Origin of the sequence: Citrobacter sp. FDAARGOS_156 (assembly GCF_001559235.2) — a bacterium.
In the GTDB taxonomy this organism is placed as follows: domain Bacteria; phylum Pseudomonadota; class Gammaproteobacteria; order Enterobacterales; family Enterobacteriaceae; genus Citrobacter; species Citrobacter youngae.
In genome coordinates this window covers 3,878,835-3,893,407 of sequence record NZ_CP014030.2, presented here as the reverse complement: position 1 = coordinate 3,893,407, position 14,573 = coordinate 3,878,835, and the positions used below count along the sequence as shown (strand labels likewise).

Annotated in this window: 11 protein-coding genes; 4 read left to right on the top strand and 7 right to left on the bottom strand. The window is 55.0% G+C overall.

Annotated elements, in window-relative coordinates; translation table 11 throughout:
- Positions 1 to 29 precede the first annotated feature (29 nt).
- From AL515_RS19150 to ascF, 3 genes are all read right to left on the bottom strand, one after another.
- Positions 30 to 269 carry a SymE family type I addiction module toxin gene (locus AL515_RS19150; protein WP_061068454.1) on the bottom strand — a complete coding sequence of 80 codons (240 nt, stop codon included), beginning with the start codon at positions 267 to 269 and terminating at the stop codon, positions 30 to 32.
- Positions 270 to 441: 172 nt separating this feature from the next.
- Positions 442 to 1,866: a 6-phospho-beta-glucosidase gene (locus AL515_RS19145; RefSeq protein WP_061068853.1), complete on the bottom strand. Its 1,425-nt coding sequence runs from the start codon at positions 1,864 to 1,866 to the stop codon at positions 442 to 444.
- Between the two features lie 22 nt (positions 1,867 to 1,888).
- Positions 1,889 to 3,343: a PTS cellobiose/arbutin/salicin transporter subunit IIBC gene (gene ascF, locus AL515_RS19140; protein ID WP_003037374.1), complete on the bottom strand. Its 1,455-nt coding sequence runs from the start codon at positions 3,341 to 3,343 to the stop codon at positions 1,889 to 1,891.
- 264 nt (positions 3,344 to 3,607) lie between these two features.
- On the opposite strand from ascF, the gene AL515_RS19135 reads away from it, so the two are divergent.
- The 3 genes from AL515_RS19135 (at position 3,608) to hypF (ending at position 7,696) form a co-directional block, all read left to right on the top strand.
- Positions 3,608 to 4,615, top strand: a complete 1,008-nt coding sequence (locus AL515_RS19135; RefSeq protein ID WP_048213491.1) for a LacI family DNA-binding transcriptional regulator — start codon at positions 3,608 to 3,610, stop codon at positions 4,613 to 4,615.
- Positions 4,616 to 4,766: 151 nt separating this feature from the next.
- A complete protein-coding gene (hydN, locus tag AL515_RS19130) occupies positions 4,767 to 5,312 on the top strand; it encodes an electron transport protein HydN (protein WP_003037366.1) in 546 nt (181 codons plus the stop codon).
- 143 nt (positions 5,313 to 5,455) lie between these two features.
- A complete protein-coding gene (hypF, locus tag AL515_RS19125) occupies positions 5,456 to 7,696 on the top strand; it encodes a carbamoyltransferase HypF (RefSeq protein WP_061068453.1) in 2,241 nt (746 codons plus the stop codon).
- A gap of 810 nt (positions 7,697 to 8,506) precedes the next feature.
- Here the strand turns inward: hypF and norW are convergent.
- Both norW and norV read right to left on the bottom strand, forming a co-directional pair.
- The gene (gene norW, locus AL515_RS19110) at positions 8,507 to 9,640 is read right to left on the bottom strand and encodes an NADH:flavorubredoxin reductase NorW (RefSeq protein ID WP_061068452.1); all 1,134 of its coding nucleotides are present in this window, start codon (positions 9,638 to 9,640) and stop codon (positions 8,507 to 8,509) included.
- Positions 9,637 to 11,085, bottom strand: coding sequence for an anaerobic nitric oxide reductase flavorubredoxin (gene norV / locus AL515_RS19105; RefSeq protein WP_048213024.1), 1,449 nt, complete (start codon positions 11,083 to 11,085; stop codon positions 9,637 to 9,639). The genes norW and norV overlap by 4 nt, the downstream gene beginning before the upstream one ends.
- A 188-nt stretch (positions 11,086 to 11,273) precedes the next feature.
- Between norV and norR the strand changes: the two genes are divergently transcribed.
- The gene (gene norR / locus AL515_RS19100) at positions 11,274 to 12,794 is read left to right on the top strand and encodes a nitric oxide reductase transcriptional regulator NorR (RefSeq protein WP_044713357.1); all 1,521 of its coding nucleotides are present in this window, start codon (positions 11,274 to 11,276) and stop codon (positions 12,792 to 12,794) included.
- Here the strand turns inward: norR and gutQ are convergent.
- Together gutQ and srlR are read right to left on the bottom strand one after the other, a co-directional pair.
- Complete coding sequence (gene gutQ / locus AL515_RS19095; protein ID WP_003037353.1) at positions 12,791 to 13,756, bottom strand: arabinose-5-phosphate isomerase GutQ; 966 nt, start codon at positions 13,754 to 13,756, stop codon at positions 12,791 to 12,793. The genes norR and gutQ overlap by 4 nt on opposite strands.
- Entirely contained in the window at positions 13,749 to 14,522 is a 774-nt protein-coding gene (gene srlR / locus AL515_RS19090; RefSeq protein ID WP_048213021.1) for a glucitol operon DNA-binding transcriptional repressor SrlR, read from the bottom strand. Before srlR ends, gutQ begins: the two co-directional genes overlap by 8 nt.
- Positions 14,523 to 14,573 lie beyond the last annotated feature (51 nt).

Genomic DNA, 14,573 nt, shown 5'->3' with positions numbered 1-14,573 from the left:
GACATCCGGCCTGTTTCCCGCCTTCCTCGTTACTCAATGGCCTGCTCTATAATTAATTTCCCCTGCATCACTGACACACTCACTGCCGTACCGGTAGGAAACCCTGCTTGTTCCAGCCAGTCGCCGTTCAGCGTGAGTGAGGCGTGCCGACTGATTCGTCGCGTGTAACCCGTTTTGGGATCTTCATGGCGTTTTCTGACATAGCCAACTTTCAATCGACGTACGGGTTTAGTGATAGCCACTGCTGTTGTGCCATTTTTATCAGACATGCACGTTTCCTTGTGGTGAACGGCCAGGATTAAAAACTACTGAATAAAATGCCAGTAAAAAAAGATGAGGGCAAACCTGAAACTGGAAGGACGATTCCACATCTGGAATGTAATAAATGAAATGAAAATATGTAATTCTGCCGGAAGGCTGTAACCCCCTCCGGCAGATCTGTTATGCCAGATCGGCGCCGTTACTGGCGATCACTTTTTTGTACCACCAGAATGATTTCTTACGGGTGCGCGCCAGCGTGCCGTTGCCCGCATCATCGCGGTCCACATACACAAAACCGTAGCGTTTGCTCATCTCACCGGTTGAGGCAGAAACCAGGTCAATACAGCCCCAGGTGGTGTAACCCATCAGCGGCACGCCATCTTCAATCGCGTCTGCCATGACGCGAATGTGCTCGCGTAAATAGCTGATGCGATAGTCGTCATTGATCTCGCCGTTAGTATCAATTTCATCTTTCGCCCCCAGCCCGTTCTCCACCAGAAATAGCGGTTTCTGGTAGCGGTCATACATCATATTCATGGTGATGCGCAGACCGAGCGGATCGATGCCCCAGCCCCATTCGCTGGCGGCAATGTATGGATTACGTAGCGATTTCACCACGTTGGCGGCGCTGGTATTGCCGGTGTTCATTTCCGCCGAGGCGCAGCGCGATGCGTAATAGCTGAACGAGACGAAATCGACGGTGTTTTTCAGGATGTCGTCATCTTCCGGGGCTTTTTCTATGACCACGCCTTTTTCGCGAAACACGCGGGCAGAATAAGCCGGGTAGGCCCCGCGCGCCTGCACATCAATAAAGAACAGGTTTTCGCGGTCTTTTTCCAGCGCGGTCCACACATCTTCTGGTTTACAGGAATAAGGATAAAAATTACCGCCAGCCAGCATACAACCGACCTGGTTTTGCGGATTAATTTCATGGGCTATTTTAGTCGCCAGGGCGCTGGCTATCAGTTCGTGGTGAGCGGACTGATATTTCACCTGATCCTGATTTTCACCTTCTTCAAATACCAGCCCGGCGCCTGAAAAGGGGCTGTGCAGCATAATGTTGATTTCGTTGAACGTCAGCCAGTACTTCACCAGTCCGTCAAAGGCCTCAAAGCAGGTCCGGGCGTAGCGGGTAAAGAACTCCACCATTTTACGGCTACGCCATGAACCGTACTCGGTGACCAGATGCATTGGCACATCGAAGTGACACAGCGTGACCAGCGGCTCAATACCGTATTTTTTACACTCGGCAAACACCGCCCGGTAAAATGCGATACCCTCTTCATTCGGCGTCAGCTCATCGCCGTTAGGGTAGAGACGGCTCCAGGCAATGGAAGTACGAAATACCGTAAAACCCATTTCCGCCATTAACGCGATGTCTTCTTTATAGCGATGATAAAAGTCGATCGCCTGATGGCTGGGATAAAATTCGTCATCCCGCAACGTAAAGCGCTTTTCCTGTCCCAGTTTGACGGGCATGCGACTTGTGCCGTGAGGGATCATATCGACGGTCGTCAGCCCTTTGCCACCTTCCCGGTACGCCCCTTCAGACTGGTTGGCGGCCAGTGCGCCGCCCCATAAAAATCCTTGCGGAAAAACAGACATAATTAACCTCAGTTCATACCAGTCAAATGCTGGCTCCATTGATATTGCCCGGTTGTGCGGCCTGATTTTTTCTGGCCTGCGCGGCGGCATCTTCGACAGGAATATCTTCAAAGCCGAGAATCAGTGTTAATACAAAGGAAAGCACCACCGCCAGCGCCATCACGCCAAACACCCATACGATAGTCATCGGATTGGCCGGATCGAAAAACTGTACGCTGGTGAACAGACCTGGAGCCGCCATGGAGTGACTCGCCAGCCCGGCCATGCCGGCAACGGCACCGCAGATAAAACCGCTGATAAGACTCGCAATCAGTGGTCGTTTCAGGCGGATCGCCACGCCATACAGTGCGGGTTCGGAAATCCCTGCCATGATGGCAGAGGCGGCTGCCGCTAACGCCGTCTGACGCAGTTCCGGGTTTTTGGTTTTCCATGCCACTGCCAGCGATGAACCGCCTAACGACAAGTTGGCGCCGATTTCCGACGGCATCACCATGCCTTCTTTTCCGGTTTCGGCAATGGTCTGAATAATGGTTGGCGTGAAAACGCGATGCATACCGGTCATCACCAGCAGCGGCCACAATGCGCCCATAATGGCCACTGACAGCCAACCGAGATAGCCGTGAATGGTATACACCAGCGCTGAAATTGCGCTACCGATCCAGATGCCGATCGGGCCAATGATGACGATGGCGAGCGGCGCGGCGATCAGCACGATCAGCATTGGTTTCAGGAAGTTTTTGGTGACTGCCGGAGTGATGCGATCCACCCAACGTTCGATGTATGACAGGCACCAGGTCATCACCAGCGCCGGGATCACCGTGTAGGTATATTTCACCGCCGTCACCGGGATCAGGGCAAACTCAACGTGCTCACCCTGCGCGGCCTTCGCCATCAGATCGATGAAGCTGGGATGCACCAGTACACCCGCGATGGCGATTGCCAGTGACATGTTGGTTTTGAATTTGATTGCTGCCGACGCGGCGACCATCAGCGGCAGGAAGAAAAATGCGCCGTCGCCGATAACGGTCAGAATAGTGAGCGTGGACGATCCTTTCTCCAGCACGCCGGTCATTTCGAGGATCATTGCCAGCAGCTTGAGCATTGATCCGCCGATAATCGCCGGGATCAACGGGGACATGGTGCCGATCAGCGCGTCGAGGATCCCCGCGCCAATCCGCTTCAGCGTCAGTCGGGGTTTGGTTTGCGGCTCAGCGGGCTGCATATTGGCAGGCAACAGGCTGACCACTTCGCGATACGCCTGCGAAACGGTGTTGCCGATGATCACCTGGCACTGGTTATCGCTCCGCACCACGCCAAGCACGCCAGAAAGCGTCTTCAGCGTCGCGCTGTCGACCTGCGAGTCATCTTTGATAACGAAACGCAAACGTGTCATACAGTGGGTCACTGCTGTGATGTTGTCAACGCCTCCCAGAGCCGTCACAACGGAGCGCGCCAGCGCTGCATAATTCTTGGACATCGGATTTAATCCTGTTTTATCAGTAGGGTACGTTATGTTTTATCCGTTTACGTTAGGTCGCTTTTCTGGGTTATGAAACGCAGATAGGAAACCGGTTCCACAAAATCATGTTTAAATTATGAATAATGAGCAAGATTTAATTTTGATCATTTTTTGTAATTGTGACTCCGATCACCAGATGTCAGCGTCTGCGATTTAGCAGCAAGGACAGCGGCGAAACGGTGCAGTACACTGCGTCACATTGAGAGAATAGGGATGAGTAATATGACCACGATGCTGGAGGTGGCGAAGCGTGCCGGCGTGTCGAAAGCGACCGTTTCCCGGGTGCTTTCCGGGAACGGCTACGTCAGCCAGGAGACCAAAGACCGCGTGTTTCAGGCCATTGAAGAGAGTGGTTATCGCCCTAACTTGCTGGCGCGCAGTCTGGCGGCGAAAACCACGCAGACGCTGGGACTGGTGGTGACGAATACCCTTTATCACGGCGTCTATTTCAGCGAACTGTTGTTTCATACCGCACGCATGGCGGAGGATAAGGGGCGTCAGCTGTTGCTGGCTGACGGTAAGCACAGCGCTGAGGAAGAACGCCAGGCGATCCAATACCTTCTGGACTTACGCTGCGACGCGATTATGATCTATCCGCGTTTTCTCAGTGTGGATGAGATAGACGATATCATCGACGCCCATACTCAGCCGATTATGGTGCTTAACCGACGCCTGCGGAAAAACAGTAGCCACAGCGTATGGTGTGATCAAAAGCAGACCAGCTTTAACGCCGTCACTCAGCTCATTGCCGCCGGGCATAAAGAGATTGGTTTTATTACCGGCTCGATGGATTCTCCAACCGGCGTGGAGCGACTTTCAGGTTATAAAGACGCGCTGGCACATCATGGTATTGCGCTTAATAATGACTTGATTGTTAAGGGAAAGTGGACGCCAGCCTGCGGTGCTGCGGGCGTTGATGCGTTGCTTTCACGTAAGGTCAATTTTACCGCGCTGGTGGCCAGCAATGACGATATGGCGATCGGCGCGATGAAGCAGTTACACGCCCATGGTGTGCGGGTGCCTTTACAGGTGTCGGTGATTGGCTTCGATGATATCACCCTCGCGCCATACACTATTCCGGCGCTTTCCAGCGTAAAAATTCCGGTAACAGAAATGATTCAGGAAACGATTGGGCGCCTGATCTTTATGTTGGGTGACGGGGCGTTTACGCCGCCAAAGACTTTCACCGGTGAACTCATCCAGCGCGACTCTGTTGCGCCGCCCGCTTAGCGCTGACGGCTGTCATTTGTCATCGTCACTAGTGACGATGACACGGCATCCTTGTATTCATTATAATAAAAATCCTTTAATAACAGTAAATTAAAATCTGGCACGATTTGTGAATGCTTCGGCAGATATTCTGTCATTGCTGGAGAAATTGATGAACCGTTTCATCATTGCAGACGCCAATAAATGCATTGGTTGCCGTACCTGTGAAGTGGCCTGCGTGGTATCCCATCAGGATAACCAGGACTGCGCATCGCTGACCCCTGAAACTTTTTTACCCCGCATTCACGTCATCAAAGGCGTTAATGTCTCCACGGCGACGCTGTGCCGCCAGTGTGAAGACGCGCCGTGCGCTAACGTCTGCCCGAACGGTGCGATCAGCCGTGATAAAGGTTTTGTTCACGTAATGCAGGAACGCTGCATTGGCTGTAAAACTTGCGTTGTGGCTTGTCCTTACGGCGCAATGGAAGTGGTCGTGCGTCCGGTTGTGCGTAACAGCGGCGCGGGTCTGAACGTCCGTGCAGAAAAAGCCGAAGCCAATAAGTGCGACCTGTGCCACCACCGTGAGGCCGGTCCTGCCTGTATGGAAGTCTGCCCGACTCACGCGCTGATTTATGTGGATCGCAACAAGCTGGAGCAACTGAGCGCGGAAAAACGCCGTCGCGCGGCGCTGGATTCCACCGCATCTTTGCTGTTCTGATATCTGCAAATCCGCGTAAAATACGGTAGTACTTATGCCGGATGGCGGCTTCGCCTTATCCGGCCTACTGTTCGCATCCCCGTAGGCCTGATAAGCATCGCGCCATCAGGCTAACCGGGATTGATGACTGCGGGAAAAATCTAATGACAATAAACACCCCCTCCGGCGTACAGTTGCGTATTCGCGGCAAGGTACAGGGCGTCGGATTTCGCCCCTACGTCTGGCAACTGGCGCAACGGTTACAGCTGCATGGCGACGTGTGTAACGACGGTGACGGTGTGGTTGTGCGCTTACAGGAAGATCCGGCGGAGTTTATTGCGCAGTTACATCAACACTGCCCACCGCTGGCGCGCATTGACAGCGTTGAGAGCGAAGCATTCGCCTGGACGCAGCAACCTGCTGACTTCTCGATTCGTCAAAGTGCTGGCGGTACGATGAATACGCAAATCGTCCCGGACGCCGCGACCTGCCCCGAATGTCTGATTGAAATGAACACTCCCGGCGAACGCCGCTATCGTTATCCCTTTATCAACTGCACCCACTGCGGCCCACGTTTTACCATTATCCGCGCCATGCCGTATGACCGTCCGTTGACCGTGATGGCGTCGTTCCCGCTCTGTGCGCAATGCGACAAAGAGTATCGTGACCCGTATGACCGTCGCTTCCATGCCCAGCCTGTTGCTTGTCCGGCATGTGGCCCGCATCTGGAATGGATCAGTACTGACGTGCGGGCTGAAAAAGAAGACGCCCTGCAGGCGGCGGTGGCACAGCTGAAAGCGGGCGGCATTGTGGCCGTGAAAGGCATTGGCGGCTTTCATCTGGTGTGCGATGCGCGCAATGATGACGCCGTCGCACTGCTCAGGCTGCGTAAACACCGTCCGGCGAAACCGCTGGCGGTAATGCTGCCTGCTGATGACGGATTACCTGAACCCGCACGTCATTTGCTGACAACCCCTGCCGCGCCAATCGTGCTGATGCAGAAACGCTATGTCGCTGCATTGAGCGAGGGCATTGCGCCAGGGTTAACGGAAGTAGGCGTTATGCTGCCAGCGAATCCGTTGCAGCATCTGCTCTTACAAGAGATGAATTGTCCGCTGGTAATGACCTCCGGCAATCTTAGCGGCAGGCCACCTGCTATTACCAATGCGCAGGCGCTGGAAGATTTAAGTGAGATTGCTGATGGTTTTCTGCTGCATAACCGTGAAATTATGCAGCGCATGGATGACTCCGTGGTGCGTGACAGTGGGGAAATACTGCGCCGCTCCCGGGGTTACGTGCCGGATGCGATAGCACTGCCGCCGGGGTTTCGTGACGTGCCGCCGATGTTGTGCTTAGGCGCGGATCTGAAAAATACTTTCTGCCTGGTGCGCGGCGAACAGGCGGTTATCAGCCAGCATTTAGGCGATCTCAGTGATGACGGCATTCAGCAGCAGTGGTGTGATGCGTTACGTCTGATCCAGAACATTTATGACTTTACGCCGCAGCGTATCGTGCATGATGCGCACCCTGGCTATGTTTCCAGCCAGTGGGCCAGCGAGATGAATCTGCCAACCGAAACGGTGCTGCATCATCATGCGCATGCTGCGGCATGCCTGGCCGAGCACGGCTGGCCGCTCGACGGCGGCGATGTGATTGCCCTGACGCTGGATGGCATCGGCATGGGGGAAAATGGCGTGCTGTGGGGCGGCGAATGTCTGCGGGTCAACTACCGTGAATGCGAACACCTTGGCGGCTTACCGGCGGTAGCGCTGGCGGGCGGCGATTTAGCGGCAAAACAGCCATGGCGCAATCTGCTCGCGCAGTGCCTGCGTTTTGTTCCTGACTGGCAGCGTTATCCGGAAACATCGGCGCTGCAACATCAAAACTGGAACGTACTGGCGCGCGCCATCGAGCGGGGAATCAATGCCCCGCTGGCATCGTCGTGCGGACGCTTGTTTGATGCGGTTGCCGCTGCGCTGTGTTGTGCGCCGGAATCGTTGAGTTATGAAGGTGAGGCTGCCTGCGCGCTGGAGGCGCTGGCATCGCAGTGTGCAGGCGTTGATCACCCTGTTACGGTGCCGCTTAATGGCAATCATCTGGACTTAGCGGCTTTTTGGCAGCAATGGCTGGCCTGGCAGACCGCCCCTGCTGAAAGAGCGTGGGCATTTCACGACGCGCTGGCGCGTGGGTTTGCCACACTGATGCGTGAGCAGGCCGAAACGCGCGGAATTAAAACGTTAGTCTTCAGCGGCGGCGTGATGCATAACCGCTTACTGTCATCCCGGCTGGCGTTTTATCTGCGTGATTTTACCTTACTGTTCCCACAGCGTTTACCGGCGGGCGACGGCGGGTTGTCATTGGGGCAGGGCGTGATTGCCGCGGCGCGGGTGTTGACGCAAAAATAAAAAAGCCCCGAGACTGGCGTAATGCTTATCAGTTAACGAACCGGAGGTAATGAATCTGTTGCCTCCGTCGCATTGCTACGTTCACCTTAAATTTTTCACATATCTGAAATGATAGTCCCCGTGAACGTGTTAAGGGTACTATCGCCGTACCCTTAACAATCCCGGCTCCCGGCGGGAAAATTGCCACTTCGTGGTTCCCTCCGCTTATTCCTTCAGGCTACCGGGTCGGGCGCGAGGTAGCGTCCCTGCAAAACGCGCCCTGAGCCAGCATCCATGCTGGCTCTCCCGGCCTTACGAAAACACGTCGGCAATTTTCAGCCGGACCAGCCCACACCTGACCATTTGCGTTTTTTGTTTAAACAGCAAAACATATTGAGCTGGAAGTCAGAGCGTTGAAGCGATGACCCTGGTCCGGCTGAAAATCGATGAGGCGTTGACGGCTGACCGGGTCTGCCCGCAGGGATGCGGGCAGAGGGGATGGCCTGCAGGGACGCAGGCTCGGCCCCGACCCGACAGGCAGACGGCATAAGACGAATGAATCGCGCAGCGACGATTTTCCCGCCGGGAGCCTGGGATGTAAGGGAGGCGGCGGTGAGCCTCCCTTACACGTTCACGGGTTTCCGAGCCTCAGAGAAATGACATTGCTGAGGTGAACGGAACCCTGGGCCGGAATTACATGTTCTCAATAATGCTTAACTGACTGGCATTACGGGACTGGCGGGGCAAGAAAAACATGCCGGGGCATACTGACAAGTGGCAACGCACATCCGTGTGCGTGAGGTTAATAAATCAAGCAACGGAACTCTGGACTTACACGGGCAACGTTTTCAGCAGCGCAAAGGCCTCTTTCATGCGGTCTTCACTGACGACGAAGGCACACAGCTGGCCTTCGTCGTTCATCCCTCTGGCGACCATCCCTTGCGCTTCGGCGGCAATATGCCAGTTCAGATCGCGGCGCTGGGTTTCCCCTGCCAGATGCAATGGCAACTCCGGCGTTTTGACTTTTACCAGCATGGCTGGCAGTTTCAATGGCGCATTGCCGCCGAGCAGGTTTTTCGCCAGATACATGGCGCTCAGCTGAATCGGCTGCAGGAACGGCAGGACCTGACCATTAATTTCCGCACAGTCACCGAGCGCATAAATGTCCGGGTGGCTGGTTTGCAGGTAGCTGTCGACGCAGACGCCACGATTGATGTTCAATCCGGCGCGACGCGCCAGTGCGGTTTCCGGGCGCAGGCCGGTGGCGGCAATCACCGCATCGACTTCGACGTTGCGGCTACGATCGAGCGTGGCGCGAATACCGGTACTGGTTTTCTCCAGACTCTGAAGCTGTGATTTCAGCAGCAGATGGACACCCATATCGGTCAGATGATGCTGTAAGCGACTGCTGACTTCCGGCGGCATCAGCGAGGCCAGAATGCTGGCGGCGTTGTCGATAAGCGTCACCGCTTTACCTGCACGACAGAAATCCATCGCCAGTTCGCTACCAATCAGGCCACCGCCAACAATCAGTACCCGCCGGGCGTCACGCAGCTGCGTTTCACAGGCGCGGTACTCTTGTTGGCTGTTCAATGTAAGCATTAACTCACGCCCGCTAACCGGAGGTACAAAGGCTGAAGCCCCCGTTGCCAGCACCAGCTTGTCGTACTGCCACTGCTTGTTCTGACTTTTCACTACGTGGGCATCGGCGTCGATGTCGGTTACCCAGGTATGTGGGAACAGGCGCAAATTAAACTGTTCGGCAAACTCCCCCGCCGACTGGCGGGTGAGGTCGTCTGCACGCTGTGACTGACTGATAACGTGGCTGAGATCGGGCTTGTTGTACTCATCCATGCTGTCCGCGGCAATCAGGGTCAGCGGAACAGCCGCATCCTGTTTACGGATATTTTTGACTAACTGGCGGGCGGCAAAGCCCGAACCAATGATGACAATTCCGTGGCTCATTTTGCCTCCGTTGCCAGTACGTCAAAGACGTCTTTACCTAATGAACATTCCGGGCACAGGAAGTTATCCGGCACGTCGCTCCACGGTGTACCCGGCGCGACATCCTGCAGCGGTTCACCTTTTGCTGGATCGTAAATCCACTGGCACACGCTGCACTGCATGCTGGGACCAAGATCGGCGGCAGCCGCAGCGGCACAGGCACAGGCTTCTTCCTGGGCGACGGCTTTCACGGTTGTTTCCGGCAATGGAGCCAGCGCCCACTGACGCGCGATTTCACGGCCGTGCTGGCGGCACAGTTCCAGCGCATCGAGGTCAGGACGCCATTTGGCCTTCAGGCTCAGGGACATTTCAAAGCCCGCATCCTGCAAACGCGTGGACAAACGGTCTACCGCACCGCCGCTCCAGCCGTGTGAACCAAAGGCGCTGGCACGCTTGTTACGAAAACGCAGGCCGGTCATCTCTTCCACCAGACCGGCGATTTTCGGCATCATCACGTTGTTCATTGTGGAAGTCCCGACCAGCACGCCTTTAGAGCGGAAGACGTTGGTCAGAACTTCGTTTTTGTCGCTACGGGCGACGTTAAAGATTTTCACCGCTACATTCGGGTCAACTTCGTTGATGCCCTGGGCAATCGCGTCCGCCATCATGCGGGTGTTGTTGGACATGGTGTCGTAGAAAATGGTGATGCGGTCTTCCTGATAATCCGCCGCCCATTTCAGGTACAGCTCAACGATTTGTGTTGGGTTGTCGCGCCATACCACGCCGTGGGAAGTGGCAATCATATCGACCGGCAGGTTGAAGCCGAGGATCTCAGTAATTTTCGGCGTCACCAGACGGCTGAACGGCGTCAGGATGTTGGCATAGTAGCGCTGGCACTGTTCGAACAGCTCGGTCTGGTCAACTTCGTCGTTAAACAGGCGTTCGTCACAGTAGTGCTGACCGAAGGCGTCGTTACTGAACAGCACCGCATCGCCGGTCATGTAGGTCATCATACTGTCCGGCCAGTGCAGCATCGGCGTTTCAACGAAGATCAGCTGCTTGCCGTTACCAATGTCCAGCGAATCACCGGTTTTCACCACGTTAAAGTTCCATTCCGGGTGATGGTGGTGCCCGTTGATAGAGTCAATGGCGTTGGCTGTGCAGTAAATCGGCGTGTCCGGGATGCAGGACATCAGCTCGGTCAGCGCCCCGGCGTGGTCTTCTTCTGCATGGTTAATGATGATGTAGTCGATATCCGCGAGGTCAATTTCACTGCGCAGGTTCTGCACGAATTCACGGCTAAACTTGTGGTCTACGGTATCAATCAGGACATTTTTTTCTTCACGGATGAGATAGCTGTTGTAGCTGCTGCCGCGCAGCGTTTTGTATTCAGTTCCGTGGAAATCACGCACTTCCCAGTCACGTTGGCCAACCCAATGAATGTTATTTTTAACCAGAATAGACATAGCAACCTCAATTAATTCAGCGTTTTTCAAAAAAGATGTTTTGCTAATTGCAGGTTGCGTGCCAACTTTTTATTTATTTGATTTTAAAGGATTAGTTGTTTTTCCACCTATAAGGTGGTAGTCAAAATGACTATATGTTTTATTGTCAATATGACAATATGAATTGTCAAAATGACAATGAGGTAGCCATGAGCTTTTCCGTAGACGTGCTGGCGGGCATCGCCATTGAATTACAAAGCGGTATTGGGCATCAGGACCGTTTTCAACGACTGATAACCACCTTGCGTCAGGTGCTGGAGTGCGACGCGTCGGCACTGCTGCGCTACGAGTCGCGACAGTTTATTCCGCTGGCGATCGATGGGCTGGCGCAGGATGTTCTCGGCAGACGCTTTACTCTGGAAGGGCATCCGCGTCTGGAGGCGATTGCCCGCGCCGGGGACGTGGTACGTTTTCCTGCCGACAGCGATTTGCCCGACCCGTATGATGGTCTGATTCCGGGGCAGGAGAGTCTGAAAGTGCATGCCTGCATTGGCTTACCGCTGTTCGCCGGTCAAAATTTGATTGGCGCGTTAACGCTGGATGGCATGGAGCCCGATCAGTTCGATGTTTTCAGCGATGAGGAGCTTAGGCTGATTGCCGCACTGGCGGCTGGCGCATTGAGCAATGCGCTGCTGATTGAACAGCTGGAAAGCCAGAATATGCTGCCAGGTTCGTCAACCAACTTTGAGCAGGTGACGGAAACCCAGATGATTGGCCTGTCGCCCAATATGATGCAGTTGAAAAAAGAGATTGAGATTGTGGCGGGGTCCGATCTCAACGTACTGATTAGCGGCGAAACAGGGACCGGGAAGGAGCTGGTGGCTAAAGCTATCCATGAAGGTTCGCCGCGCGCGGTGAATCCACTGGTGTATCTGAACTGCGCGGCGTTGCCGGAAAGCGTTGCCGAAAGCGAACTGTTTGGTCACGTAAAAGGCGCGTTTACCGGGGCTATCAGCAATCGTAGCGGTAAGTTTGAAATGGCCGACAATGGGACGCTATTTCTCGACGAGATAGGTGAACTCTCGCTGGCGCTACAGGCTAAGCTGCTGCGCGTATTGCAGTACGGCGATATTCAGCGCGTGGGTGACGATCGCAGCTTGCGCGTGGATGTGCGAGTGCTGGCGGCGACGAACCGTGATTTACGCGAAGAGGTGTTGGCCGGGAATTTCCGTGCGGATTTGTTCCACCGGCTGAGCGTCTTTCCCCTTTCGGTACCGCCTCTTCGTGAACGCGGCGAAGACGTGGTGCTGCTGGCAGGCTATTTTTGCGAGCAATGTCGGCTGCGGCTGGGACTGTCCCGCGTGGTGTTAAGCCCCGGTGCGCGTAGTCATCTGTTGAGCTACGCCTGGCCCGGGAACGTGCGTGAACTGGAACATGCCATTCACCGCGCGGTCGTTCTGGCAAGAGCCACCAGGGCAGGGGATGAAGTGGTGCTGGAGGCGCAGCATTTTGCCCTGCAGGATGAAGCGCCAGTAACACCGGCGGCGGAAGTTGTTGCGGAGATCCCACAGCATCACAACCTGCGTGAAGCAACAGAGTCGTTCCAGCGGGAGATGATCCGCCGGGCACTGGCGCAAAATAACCATAGTTGGGCGGCAAGTGCGCGGGCGCTGGAAACAGACGTCGCCAACCTGCACCGGCTGGCGAAGCGTCTGGGGCTGAAGGATTAGATAATACCGGCCTGATAGAAATCCTGCAGGTTGATAGCACCGGTGAGTTTACCGTTTTCATCTACCACTGGTGCGGCAGTGATTTTGCGCTTCATCAGGATCTCTTTGGCGTCAATCGCACGGCTCTGCGCCTGCAGCGTAATGCCATTCTGGGTCATTGCTTCGCTAACCTGAGTGGTGAGCGCTCCGCCGCCAACCAGCCAGCGGCGCAGGTCGCCGTCGGTAAAGACCCCTTTCACCAGTGACTGGTCGTCGCAGACCGCGACCAGGCCAAGACCCGTGCGGCTGAGTTCCAGCATCGCGTCCATGACGCTGGTGGTAAGCGTCACCTGCGGGATGGCATCGTCGCGGCGCATCAGATGATGCACTTTATTTAACAGACGAGCGCCCAGCGCACCCGCCGGATGCGAGCGGGCGAAATCTTCTTCGTTAAAGCCGCGCGCCTGCATCACGGCGATGGCCAGCGCGTCGCCCATCATCAGCGTGTTAACGGTGCTGGAGGTCGGCGCCAGGCGCATCGGACAGGCTTCGCGCTCAACAGAAATATCCAGCACGGCTTTGGCGGCCAGGCCCAACGGTGAGGTCGGTTTTCCGGTCATTGCCAGCAGGGCGACGGATTTGTCTTCCAGGCGTGGGATGATGAGATCCAGCTCTTTAGCCCCGCCGGAGTAGGAGATAAACAGCATGACATCGCGGCTTTCAATCATGCCTAAGTCGCCGTGCAGCGCTTCTGCCGGATGCACAAAAAAGGCGGGGGTGCCGGTGCTGGCGAGGGTTGCCGCAATTTTTTTGCCAATATGGCCGGATTTGCCAATCCCGGAAACAATCACTTTGCCTTCACAGTGGATGATAGTATTGGCAGCGCGGACAAAATCATCGCCCAGTCGTTCTGGCAGTCGGCTGGCTTCCTGTAGCTCCAGCATTAACGTCTGACGGCCCGCGTTCAGTAGTGCATCACTCATTGGTTTCTCCGGTTATGATCACTTCAATCCCTTTTGCTTCCAGCGCCTGACGAAATGCAGGGTCGATACCCGCATCGGTAATCAGCTTGTCGACGCTTTCCAGACTGCATACAACATTAGGGCTTTTGCGCCCAAATTTTGACGAGTCAGCCATCAGAATCACTTCGCGAGCGGCATTACACATCGCTTTACTGACGCTAAACACCTCATTAAAAGTGGTCACGCCGGCATTGAGGTCAATGCCGTCGGTGCCCATGAAGAGTTTATCAAAGCTGAACTGCTCAAAGGCGTTTTCTGCCAGCTGACCGTGAAATGACGCAGATTTTTTGCGAAAGGTCCCGCCGGGCATCAGGATGGTTTGCTCGTTGTCCAGCTCCGAAAGGGCGTTAACAATGTGCAGGCTGTTGGTCATAACGGTGATGTTGCTAAAGCGCGTGAGCATCGGCACCATCTGCAGTACGGTGCTGCCCGCATCCAGAATAATCGAGTCGCCATCGTGAATAAAACGGACGGCGGCTTCGGCAATCCGCTCTTTTTTATGCGTGTTGATTAGCGTTTTGTGATCGATTGGCGGGTCGGATTCGTCTTTATTTAATACCACGCCGCCATAGGTACGAATGACGGTGCCGGCATTTTCCAGAATGACCAGGTCTTTGCGAATGGTCGTGCCGGTGGTGTCAAAGTAGTGGGCCAGTTCTTCAACCGAGCATTTTCCCTGCTTTTGCAGGTGCTCCAGTATGGCAGCCTGACGCTGACGAGGTTTCATAGGCGTGATTACCCTGACTATAGGTTGCAAAATGATAATTTCGCAAGCTAT

Excerpts from the sequence above, each read along its gene's own strand:
- AL515_RS19150 (WP_061068454.1), bottom strand. The coding sequence starts at position 269 with ATGTCTGATAAAAATGGCACAACAGCAGTGGCTATCACTAAACCCGTA.
- ascF (WP_003037374.1), bottom strand. The coding sequence starts at position 3,343 with ATGTCCAAGAATTATGCAGCGCTGGCGCGCTCCGTTGTGACGGCTCTG.
- norV (WP_048213024.1), bottom strand. The coding sequence starts at position 11,085 with ATGTCTATTCTGGTTAAAAATAACATTCATTGGGTTGGCCAACGTGAC.
- AL515_RS19135 (WP_048213491.1), top strand. The coding sequence starts at position 3,608 with ATGACCACGATGCTGGAGGTGGCGAAGCGTGCCGGCGTGTCGAAAGCG.
- norW (WP_061068452.1), bottom strand. The coding sequence starts at position 9,640 with ATGAGCCACGGAATTGTCATCATTGGTTCGGGCTTTGCCGCCCGCCAG.
- hypF (WP_061068453.1), top strand. The coding sequence starts at position 5,456 with ATGACAATAAACACCCCCTCCGGCGTACAGTTGCGTATTCGCGGCAAG.
- srlR (WP_048213021.1), bottom strand. The coding sequence starts at position 14,522 with ATGAAACCTCGTCAGCGTCAGGCTGCCATACTGGAGCACCTGCAAAAG.
- AL515_RS19145 (WP_061068853.1), bottom strand. The coding sequence starts at position 1,866 with ATGTCTGTTTTTCCGCAAGGATTTTTATGGGGCGGCGCACTGGCCGCC.
- norR (WP_044713357.1), top strand. The coding sequence starts at position 11,274 with ATGAGCTTTTCCGTAGACGTGCTGGCGGGCATCGCCATTGAATTACAA.
- gutQ (WP_003037353.1), bottom strand. The coding sequence starts at position 13,756 with ATGAGTGATGCACTACTGAACGCGGGCCGTCAGACGTTAATGCTGGAG.
- hydN (WP_003037366.1), top strand. The coding sequence starts at position 4,767 with ATGAACCGTTTCATCATTGCAGACGCCAATAAATGCATTGGTTGCCGT.